The 9995-nt window shown below is 33.1% G+C and carries 13 protein-coding genes and 1 pseudogene; 9 read left to right on the forward strand and 5 right to left on the reverse strand.

Annotation, left to right across the window (positions count from 1 at the left end):
• Window positions 1–588 precede the first annotated feature (588 nt).
• From RTR43_RS21545 to RTR43_RS21555, 3 genes are all read left to right on the forward strand, one after another.
• Window positions 589–1167, forward strand: coding sequence for a TetR/AcrR family transcriptional regulator (locus RTR43_RS21545; protein WP_312475076.1), 579 nt, complete (start codon window positions 589–591; stop codon window positions 1165–1167).
• Window positions 1168–1225: 58 nt separating this feature from the next.
• Window positions 1226–2158 (forward strand): SDR family NAD(P)-dependent oxidoreductase, encoded by a 933-nt coding sequence (locus tag RTR43_RS21550; RefSeq protein ID WP_312475078.1) that lies wholly within the window; start codon window positions 1226–1228, stop codon window positions 2156–2158.
• Window positions 2159–2529: 371 nt separating this feature from the next.
• Window positions 2530–3003 carry a GNAT family N-acetyltransferase gene (locus RTR43_RS21555; RefSeq protein ID WP_312475080.1) on the forward strand — a complete coding sequence of 158 codons (474 nt, stop codon included), beginning with the start codon at window positions 2530–2532 and terminating at the stop codon, window positions 3001–3003.
• 222 nt (window positions 3004–3225) lie between these two features.
• On the opposite strand, the gene RTR43_RS21560 is transcribed toward RTR43_RS21555, so the two are convergent.
• The 3 genes and pseudogenes from RTR43_RS21560 to RTR43_RS25690 all read right to left on the reverse strand — a co-directional run.
• Window positions 3226–3666 (reverse strand): YaiI/YqxD family protein, encoded by a 441-nt coding sequence (locus RTR43_RS21560; RefSeq protein ID WP_312475082.1) that lies wholly within the window; start codon window positions 3664–3666, stop codon window positions 3226–3228.
• Between the two features lie 118 nt (window positions 3667–3784).
• Entirely contained in the window at window positions 3785–4249 is a 465-nt protein-coding gene (locus RTR43_RS21565; protein ID WP_312475084.1) for a low molecular weight protein-tyrosine-phosphatase, read from the reverse strand.
• A gap of 131 nt (window positions 4250–4380) precedes the next feature.
• A pseudogene (locus tag RTR43_RS25690) lies at window positions 4381–4440 on the reverse strand (YjcZ family sporulation protein); the annotation flags it as partial.
• Window positions 4441–5063: 623 nt separating this feature from the next.
• Here RTR43_RS25690 and RTR43_RS21570 point away from each other — a divergent pair.
• From RTR43_RS21570 to RTR43_RS21580, 3 genes are all read left to right on the forward strand, one after another.
• On the forward strand, window positions 5064–5528 hold the full coding sequence (locus RTR43_RS21570) for a 2-thiouracil desulfurase family protein (RefSeq protein ID WP_312475086.1): 465 nt from the start codon (window positions 5064–5066) through the stop codon (window positions 5526–5528).
• Between the two features lie 334 nt (window positions 5529–5862).
• Window positions 5863–6498, forward strand: a complete 636-nt coding sequence (locus RTR43_RS21575) for a GDSL-type esterase/lipase family protein (RefSeq protein ID WP_312475088.1) — start codon at window positions 5863–5865, stop codon at window positions 6496–6498.
• 143 nt (window positions 6499–6641) lie between these two features.
• On the forward strand, window positions 6642–6902 hold the full coding sequence (locus RTR43_RS21580) for an SDR family oxidoreductase (RefSeq protein WP_312475090.1): 261 nt from the start codon (window positions 6642–6644) through the stop codon (window positions 6900–6902).
• Between the two features lie 36 nt (window positions 6903–6938).
• Here the strand turns inward: RTR43_RS21580 and RTR43_RS21585 are convergent, their stop codons facing one another.
• Complete coding sequence (locus tag RTR43_RS21585; protein ID WP_312475092.1) at window positions 6939–7433, reverse strand: Rrf2 family transcriptional regulator; 495 nt, start codon at window positions 7431–7433, stop codon at window positions 6939–6941.
• Window positions 7434–7669: 236 nt separating this feature from the next.
• On the opposite strand from RTR43_RS21585, the gene RTR43_RS21590 reads away from it, so the two are divergent.
• Window positions 7670–8113, forward strand: a complete 444-nt coding sequence (locus RTR43_RS21590; protein ID WP_312475094.1) for a carboxymuconolactone decarboxylase family protein — start codon at window positions 7670–7672, stop codon at window positions 8111–8113.
• 222 nt (window positions 8114–8335) lie between these two features.
• Here the strand turns inward: RTR43_RS21590 and RTR43_RS21595 are convergent, their stop codons facing one another.
• Window positions 8336–8575: a DUF6429 family protein gene (locus tag RTR43_RS21595; RefSeq protein WP_312475095.1), complete on the reverse strand. Its 240-nt coding sequence runs from the start codon at window positions 8573–8575 to the stop codon at window positions 8336–8338.
• A gap of 258 nt (window positions 8576–8833) precedes the next feature.
• Here RTR43_RS21595 and RTR43_RS21600 point away from each other — a divergent pair, with 258 nt between their 5' ends.
• Both RTR43_RS21600 and RTR43_RS21605 read left to right on the forward strand, forming a co-directional pair.
• The gene (locus tag RTR43_RS21600) at window positions 8834–9175 is read left to right on the forward strand and encodes a hypothetical protein (protein WP_312475098.1); all 342 of its coding nucleotides are present in this window, start codon (window positions 8834–8836) and stop codon (window positions 9173–9175) included.
• 145 nt (window positions 9176–9320) lie between these two features.
• Window positions 9321–9827 (forward strand): DUF3916 domain-containing protein, encoded by a 507-nt coding sequence (locus RTR43_RS21605; RefSeq protein WP_312475100.1) that lies wholly within the window; start codon window positions 9321–9323, stop codon window positions 9825–9827.
• Window positions 9828–9995 lie beyond the last annotated feature (168 nt).

A 9995-nucleotide genomic window follows, 5' to 3' on the forward strand; every position in this document is an offset into this window, starting at 1 on the left:
ATAGTAACTCATCAAATGGATGGGTTCTTTTTTTTATTCAGACAATTTCACATGAATGTTATTAATGGGGTGGCGTCACATACCCATCAAGCTAAGGCAAATCATTACCCCAAAAACGAAAAAAACGCTATTCTTTCTGTAATATGATGGAAAGGATGGCGTTTTTTTTATGTGTCGTGAGGTTTCAAACGAACTTACACTCTTTAAACAGGAATTATAACGATAACAGCTGGCCAAAAAGGTAGGTTTTGTTGTGGCTTTGAAATAAAGTTCGATAATTTGTAATAAAGTTTGATCAATAGTCCTGTATTGATATATAGGATTTTTTCTTGTTCAGCAATCGGTCCAGATTGTTGAATAGCATTTTTAATTGTTTCGTGAAGATTGTGAAGAATTATTCTTAAGCTAACGGTTAGAATGCTCAAAGCTGAAGATACTGAACCTAATGAAGCAGGAGTAGAAAAGGAGTTAGCCATTTTAAAAATATTAAATAGGTGTATATTTAACTAATTATAGGAAAATCACTTGTAAAATGAGTCTTGCTGATTTACACTATTAATTAACCACCGGTCAATTAAAGGAGGAACTATGTCACCCCGTAAATCATCTTCACAAGAACTTAGTAAAGAAATGATCCTCAGTGAAGCACGTACTCAATTTGTTGAAAAAAACTATCACGAAGTATCTATGCGTAGCATCGCCAAACAACTTGGTTGTAGTCATGGAGCACTTTATTATCATTTTAATAATAAAGCTGAATTATTTTATGCCATTATTGAGGAGTATTTTATAACCTTAAATAAGCTTATAGATGACATAGTAAACAGTTCTGGTAATAATAGGACAAAACTTCAAAGTCTATTTCTTGGTTTTATTGAATTTGGTTTAAACAACCAAAGTCAGTATGAAATGATGTTTATGTATAGAAATACTGAGGTGAATGCCTTATCACAGGAGATTGCTAATCTTAGTTATCAAAAATTCGCTTTATCTGTTCAATTCTTGACAATGAATGAATTATTAATCAGAGATATTTACTCTGCATTTATTGCACTACATGGCTTTGTTGCTCATTATCGGGGAAATGTTTGTAGTTTTGAGGAAACAAAAGACGCTGCTCATTTTCATATAGATTTCATAATTAACGCTCTAGGTCGAATTAATTGATTTAGAGCAAAATTTTTACCTATTATTGACCACTGGTTAATTAAAGGAGGAGATTGGAATGAAAAAAGCATTAGTGTTAGGCGCATCAGGTGGTATGGGGTACGCATTAGTTAGTGAATTAATATCTAGAGGTATAAATGTTGTTGCCTTTTCAAGAGGAAAAGAAAAACTCGAACAACTTTACATGAAACAAGCAAGTGTAACGATCTTTTCAGGGGATGCATTAAATCAAAGGGAATTAATTGAGGCTGCCGATGGTGTAGATGTCATTTTTCATACAGTAAGTTTTCCTTATCAGGAATGGGAGAAGAAACATCTACAATGCTTAGATATTGTATTAAATGTTGCTAAAATAAAACAAGCAAAAGTTGCTTTTGTTGACAATATATACGCATATGGAAGACAGTATAAAATCGTGAATGAAGATATAAAGAAGGAGCCTCACACTAAAAAAGGAAAAATCAGGTTGGAAATGGAAAAGAGAATGAAAGAAAGTAATGTATCAACACTAATTGTTCATATGCCAGATTTATACGGACCCAATGCCGAAAATACTATTCTTAGCGAAACACTCAATAGTGTTGTGAAAAATAAAAAAGCAATTTTTGTTGGAAGTACTAAAATAGCAAGAGAATTTCTTTATACCAAAGATGGAGCTAAAGCAATGGTTGAATTGTCACTTCGTCAAGATGCGTACAACCAAAACTGGAATATTCCATCAATAAAACCCATTACAGGCGAAGAACTTATTTCCACTATACGTGAAATAACTGGATATCAAAAAAAGGTCAGAACAATAACAAAAGGAATGATTCGTTTCTTTGGTTTGTTTTCGCCTTTTATGAAAGAAATGGTGGAAATGATGTATTTAACAGAAAGTCCTATATTACTTAGTGGGGAAAAGTATGAAAAGAAAATTAATTCACTGCCTTGCACTTCATATAAGCAAGGTATCCAAGAAACAATTTCTTGGATGAAGCAAAATAAATAAAAGGGAATACTAAGGTTTTATAGATTGACTGCTAAAAGATAAATTCTCTATTGTGATAGGGATGACTAATTTAAATAAATATTCCGAACTGATTCAACGAAGTTGTTAGTAGAAGTACAATTAATCGATTTTAAGGCTTAGGTCATAACTCAGTTATTCCATTAAAGGCGCATTTCGAGAGTATGGATCTGCGCTTTTTTTGCATGAAAGGGCCATTTGATAGAATAAGGGAAAGGATTATTAGAGGCAAATCAAAGTGGTTTGATCAGAATATATTTTTGTTTTCATAAAATGGATTTGATATTCCAATATTTTATCGAAATAGGAACGCACGTTTGTTAAAATAAAGTAAACGATAAAGGGGGAGTTTGATGAGTAACAAAATGCTTCGGAATGTGGTTGGGGATGACCTTCCTATTTTTTTCAAGCACCAACAGAACCGTGAAGCAAACCATATGGCTGCCTTTACGAGTAAGGACCCCGGTGATTGGAATAGCTTCATTACACACTGGAACAAAATTCTTACGGATAAGGATATTATGAAGCAGACGATCATTGTCGAAAATAACGTGGTTGGCCATATTCTACGTTTCGAGCAGTTCGGAGAACCAGAGGTTAGCTATTGGATTGGAAAAGAATATTGGGGTAAAGGAATTGCAACTAACGCTTTAAGGGAATTTCTAAAACACGTTACAATTCGTCCCCTTTATGCTCGTGCTGCGAAAGAAAACATTGGGTCACTCAAGGTACTGGAAAGATGCGGATTTACGATCACTGGTGAAGACAGCGGGTTTTCCAATGCTCGTGGTGAAGATGTGGAGGAGTTTATTCTCACCCTCAATTAAGAAATCAAAAGGTAGGGTGCATATTACGTTATAGGACGCGTTTATCTAAAAACGCGTCTTAATGTATATTAAGTCATTTGATGGAATAAGGTACCACTAATGCAATATAGCAAAAATTACATTGCTTTTTTATGCGAGTGTAGTGTAAGGCTTAAAATAAAAATTGAAATAGATGTTACAATATTATGTTTCTGGGTTTTCTTTAAAATGGGAGGTTGTTTTTTAACATGAAATAGCTTTTTTAAAAAGCATCCTAAATTTCTCCCTTTCTTCTGATGTAAATGGTTTTGGCCCCTTTGTACGCTTTCCGCTTTTTCGAGCCATTGCACTCAAATATCGTGTTTGTAATAATTGGTCAATGTTTTCATTTGTATAACTAAACCCATTATGGTGAAGAACCGTACACCCTTTTGCTAAACCAAGCGAAGCAAGACCATAATCTTGTGTAGCGATTATATCTCCCTTTTCTGCTAACTTCATAATCCGATAATCCGCAGCATCTGCTCCTGAATCAACATAAATGGTTTCCACTCCTGATGGCTGTTCCGCATTAGAAAAATGAGAAAAGCTAGTAACAAGGATAACAGGAATTTCAGCATTCTTCCCTTCAGAGATAATAATATCTTTTACCGGACAAGCATCTGCATCAACATAAATTTTCATCTCTATCTCTCCCGTAAATAAGTTCGAGTTGATGATAATGGCAGATTAGGCTTTTGTCAATCAATGAAGATGCTTTACCAACAGTTTTGATCGTTGGATTAAGATGGATGCCTAGTTGTCATAAGTTTTGTTTGCTGCGTATTTTCTTGAGTAATGCCTGGCAGCCGGCTGAAACAAGACGATAAGTTTCATCAAAATCACCTGTGTAAAATGGATCGGGGACATCTTTCCTGTATTTGGTTAGGTCGAGTAGCCTAATGATCTTTGGGTGATTAGGCTTACCGATTATCCTGTAAATATTTTTTATGTTGCTTTCGTCCATACCGATAATATAGTCGAACTTCCAAAAGTCTTCTTTCTTTAGTTGGCGTCCAACAAGCCCATCAGAAGAGATATTGTATTTTTTTAGAATATCAAGAGTTCCTTGGTGCGGAGGGAAGCCGATTTGCCATGAACTGGTTGCAGCGGAATCAACTGCAATTATGTTTGTCAAATTTTCTTTTTTGACTAAGTGACGAAACAAAGCTTCAGCCATCGGCGAACGGCAAATATTCCCCAGGCATACAAATAAAACGTTGATCATGTACTTAGCCCCTTTTAATTTCTCTTTTTATCTCTTTTTAATCGTCTTTTTTGAAATGAATTATGTATTTGCAATATAGTGAATTAGACAGTTGTGTTGTTTTGCACACCTTCAGCCATTATTGGGATCTTTTAATACCAAGCCGCTCCAACGATGATAAGAATTTTTAACAATACAATGATTAGAGCAAAATCAGTTCAGTATGTACCATCATCCTTGTATAGAGCTTCCGTTCTATTCGTAATTACAAAGTATGTACAAAACAGAAATATGGAAAGGCGCTAGTCCTAAATTTAGAGACTGTTTCTCAAAAACTGGTTAACCGGAAATATCTGGATGACCTTATAATACAAACGGGTTAGTTCAACAAGAGTTAAGTGATTTTAGAGATAAGATCCTATTTTAGTTATTCCATTAAAGGGCGCATTTCTTGAGCAAGAAATGTGCTCTTTTTAAAGTAAAGGGCCAGATTGTTGAGGAGCAAATTTAGTATCAAGGGTGGGGAACCTTATCATAAGTAAGTGAGGTTTTTTATGATGTCTAAAAAAGCTGAAATATACAAGTTAATTGATTAAGCTGTGTATATTTCAGCTTAAATTAGTTAAGAAGTTATTAAGTGAAAATAAAGTTGTTTAATTACAATAAAGTCGTTTAAAAACAAATAAAGTTGTTTAAAAGATGGTACGAAATTGAATTTTCATACCATCTTTTTTTAATTTCCTTGTATAATAAAAAGAAGAATATTTCGATATTTGTTTAGTTAATAAAAGGCATCTAATATAATCAATGAAACTAATCTCGAGAGGTGAGCAACATGATTTTAGTCAGTTCTTGTTTAGCTGGAAATCCAGTAAGATATAATGGTACAGCTTGTTTAGATAATACAATTCAAAAATTAATTGCTGAAAAGAAAGCAATAGCTGTTTGTCCTGAACTACTAGGTGGTTTTAACACACCAAGAGAGCCTGCTGAAATCTTAGGTGGGGATGGTTATGATGTTTTAACTGGAAAAGCTAAAGTTATAGAACGTTCAGGGAATGATGTGACGGAATTGTATATAAACGGTGCTGTAAAGGCATTAGAGATAGCACAAGAAATGAAAGTCACTCATGTGGTCTTAAAAGAATATAGCCCCTCTTGTGGAAGTAAAGAAATTTATAATGGAGAATTTGTTGGTGAAAAAGTAGCTGGAGTTGGAGTAACGACAGCTTTATTGAAAAAGAATGGGATTCAAGTGATTTCTGAATGTGAGTTAGAGAATTTAAAGGATGAAATTTAAAAATAGGGGGCATATTCTGAACGATTCGCTCTCCGAAAAATAAACGACTTTATTATTTCTTCAAATTAAAGATTACAACAAATAAGATTTATTTTTAAACATCTTTAAAACCACCTACAAATTAATCTAGTAGGTGGTTACTACATTTCACGGGTTTAAATTAAACAACTTTATTATTTCTGCACAGAAGTAATTATATAATTTTTTTTATTGATTCTTTGTGACGACAATTGGTATCTTTGTCTAGGCATCGTTTGCCCATTCTTTTTTAATGCTTCTCCATTCATCTTTTACTGAATAGTTTAAGAATATAACTAATTAGTTGAGGTGAAATATGGATTTCAATCATTTACGGTATCTTGCGATAGGCGATTCCCTTACTGTGGGTATCGGTATTCCGTTTTTGGACCCTGGATTTATTGAATATTACAGATGTCTAAGCCAGCAAATTTTAAAAAAGCGTATTTCTTATCAAAAATATGCAAGGTCAGGAGCAACGACAGAGGATGTTTTAACTATGCTCAATGCCCCGATTGTTACGGAAGCTGTAAATTGTGCAAATATCATCACGATAACAGCTGGAGGGGATGATTTAATAAACGCTGCTAAAGGATTTATAATAAATAAAAACGAAGAAAGTATATCTCATGCTATTAAACAATCAGGGAATAACATCTCAAAAATATTAGAAAAAATTCACCATCTAGACAAACAAGATAAATATATTTTACGATTAATGAATTTATACAATCCATTTATCGGAATTCCTATAGCAGATGAGGCGATTAGAGCGTTTAATTCATTGATTAACAGTTTTGGTCGGGAATTGAATGTTAAAGTAGCTGATATCTATAGTGTATTTAAGGGGAATGAAAAAGTTTTATTATCATCAGGAGGAGTTCATCCTAATAGTAGGGGATACTATCAAATGGGATTAGCTTTTAGTAGGCTCGGATATTCCCCGTTATAGGGCTAAAGGCTGTAAGTATAATCTAATCCTTTTTGTTTTTTGAGCTATTACTTATTATTTTTCTAGTAAAAGGCTGAGCATCATAGTCAGCCTTTTGCTATTTTCTATATTCAACAATCGGGCGCAATTCTGCAGTAAGAATTGTGCTCTTTCTTTATCCATATACAATTGTACGAGCAACTCAGTTCCACGTCTTTGTTGAAAATTTACTTTTATCAAATCCTCTCTTTAAAAGATACATCATCCCAGGAGGTATTAAATTTCAAAGCGTGGATGTAGGTGAATTTGCCAATCATTTAATTGGATTAATAGAAATGGATCCGCAAGGAAGAGCTGACGATTTTGGTGGACCAGATATAATGACGTTAAGTGAAATGGCGGAGTTTAGAAAAAAACCTCTCTAAATCCCTTTTAATTAAGGAATTTCACGAGAGGTTTGTTTAAATGTCGCTCTTCGAAAAATATTTCCGAGTATCTTCACGTATTTGTTCGGGTAAGACACGATCAAGCTCTTCATTTAACCATAAAAGTGTTTTACTACGCAAGAAATCACGCATTTTTTCTTCCGCAGAGAGCATAACTAAATTGATAGTGCAAAAGGAGTTACAGGAAGAACAGTCCTTGTCTCTATACAAATAACCATTATCTTTAATATTTTTACATTGGAATATAGGCTTAGGACCTTCAACTGCTTCAATTACATCCCAAAAGGAAACTTCTTCTGGAGATTTAGCAAGTTTATATCCACCCTTAACCCCAGGAACTGAACTTACAATACCGGCCTTAGATAATTTACTAAAAATCTTTGAGAGATATGTATCTGAAATACCTTGAAAAAAGGAAAGTTCCTTTATTCCAATGGTAGAACTCTTAGGAGTATCAATTAAATAGACTAGGCAGTGAAGTGCATACTCAACACCAATACTATACTGCATTAAAAACACCTTCTTCATAATTGAAAAGTAATTATTTTAATTAATCTTAGAAATGTTTTATTTCTTTGTCAAACATACTTTTGTCAATTACCACTTAAAAGAAGTTTGACACAAAAAAATAAATATTATATTATAGACAAAGTTAATCGACGATTAACTTTGTCCATAATTGTTATTTAAATTAATATCTTCAAATCAAATATTTATTGAATAAACATTTTTAAGGAGGAATTTAATTGGAACAACGAATTGATTATTACAAAGTAGCACCAGAAGCACTTAAAATAATGATGGAAATGGAGAAGTATACGAAAACTACAGATATAGACCGTAAACTTCGTGAGTTTATTAAAATTCGTGCTTCTCAAATTAACGGCTGTGCATATTGTTTGAATATGCACACAGCAGATGCTCGGAAAATGGGAGAAACGGAACAACGTTTATATTGTATTAGTGCTTGGAGAGAGTGCACATTTTACACAGATGCAGAAAAAGTAGCTTTAGAGTTGACAGAGTATGTGACATTAATCCCGACAAAACGTGTTCCAGATGAGCTTTATAAACGAGTGCGTGAACACTATGACGAGAAACAGTATGTTGACCTAGTTCTAATAATTAATCAAATTAACAGTTGGAATAGAATTTCTATTGCAATGGGGAATACAGCAACTGAAAAGTAATTATTCTCAACGAACATCTTACGGGTATTCGTCTCAGGTTGTTGACAAAAAGCATCCAAATGCAATTCGGATGCTTTTTTCTCATTATTATAGTCATCTCTTCTTTATTACACTGGAAAGATTGTGAAATATTGTACTTAAACTATAGGGGGCAAGAGTTCAAGGTCTGCTTAATATACACGCAGGTCTTTTTTTAGAAATGTAAAGGGATTGAGAGATCCCTTATTGTTCTTCCATATTATATTTCTTCATCAGTTTCTTGGCTTGTTCGATTCCTTTTTCTGTTAAATATACTGATTTTGATTGCTTGCTGCTACGAATGTATTCATTCTCTGATAATTCATTTAGTGACTCAAAAGGATAACCTTTCCAACTTCTCTGAGCATCACCTAATCCATAATCTTCTGTAAAAGATGTTAAATGCAATAATAATAACGTTAATTCATCAATCTGATCTTTCATTTTATGCATTCCTTTACTTTTTACCAACATTATAACTAAAACAATGTTCTATTTTCAAAGGTAGAAAATATGGCTTAAAACAAAGGATATTATTTTGTCAAAACAAAGTTTGGTTTATCTTGTTCAATTAATGGGTGCTTGAATTAAAGTCAAAATGTAATATTTTGATATTCCTTTTTCTATATCGTTACAGACGGAGTAGTTTACTTGAATAAAAAAGTAGGAGAAAATGATAAATGAAAAATGAGGTGGTTATTGATGAAAAATCATATTAAAGTAAATGGAAAGCTTCTTCAAACAAACAAACGTTTTTTACAATTAAAAAATAGTCAAAAGGAATGGATCGCAACAGAACTTTGTAATCTCTACTTCGAAAAGCTGAAAGAAAGACGCACAACAAGGAAACTACTCCCTAATTACCGCGATACAGTTATTTCGTCTCTATATGAACAGATTCAGAATAGAGAGATATGGATTCCTTATGACGAAGTAGAAAAGTATGCATTTAGTAAAATCACAAAGATAGTAAAATCCTTTAAAAAGCGATTCCCTGAGTTGTGTGAAGAAATTGAAGCTGAGTACGATAATGAAATAGAATGAAATTTTAAAGGTGCCTATACCTATATAGGTCCGTTAAGCTTCACTTGATTAAAGAGTTAATCCTTTTCTTATTGAAGTAACGGGCAGGAGTTGAAGAAGAATGTATAATTAAATATTAAAATTGAAATCAAATTAGGAGTTAATAATGCGTGATAAAAAAATACGAGGTTTAAAACGAAAGACAAGAAATATGGTTAACAGACTAGTGCAAGAAACCATTAAGTTCCCTTCAGATTTTTATAACGGTTATTGGCATTTACACTTACCAGTTGCACAAGATTTTATTTCTTCAAGTAAAACACCTTTTGGAATAAGGAAAATATGTATTGAAACTCTTCTATCTAGGGCTGAACACTTAATTAAAATAAAGCCAATGACTACTGAAAAATCTCGTGTTGTGGTCGCATTAGATTTACCAGGGTTATGGAACTCCCAAATTATAGTGTTTTCTGGTAATTCATACTTTGAGGGTTTCTTTGAGAGGAATGACGAATATCAGAAGTGGATTCCCATTTCTAAAGATAGGAACATTGAAAGTGAATGGAGGATACATATCCCAGAAAGTTTGAATGTAAAAGGCTTTAAAGAAGTAATAACTGATGAAGATGGAGAAATTTATAATGGAGAGATCTGGTTTATTAGTGAATTGTAATATTCCTTCTTCAACTAATTGGTACAAGAGTTAAATATTAGGATGGCTGCGGCGATCATTTTTTTATCGCACTACTATGAAAATTAACTTCTGTAATACAGTGTAAAAGGCAATACTTAAGAGGACGCAGCTCATTTGTTTTTTTAAAAAAGCGAAGAGAGCGCCAGA

This window comes from Neobacillus sp. (assembly GCF_031988165.1).
GTDB classification, from domain to species: Bacteria; Bacillota; Bacilli; order Bacillales; family Cytobacillaceae; genus Neobacillus; species Neobacillus rhizosphaerae.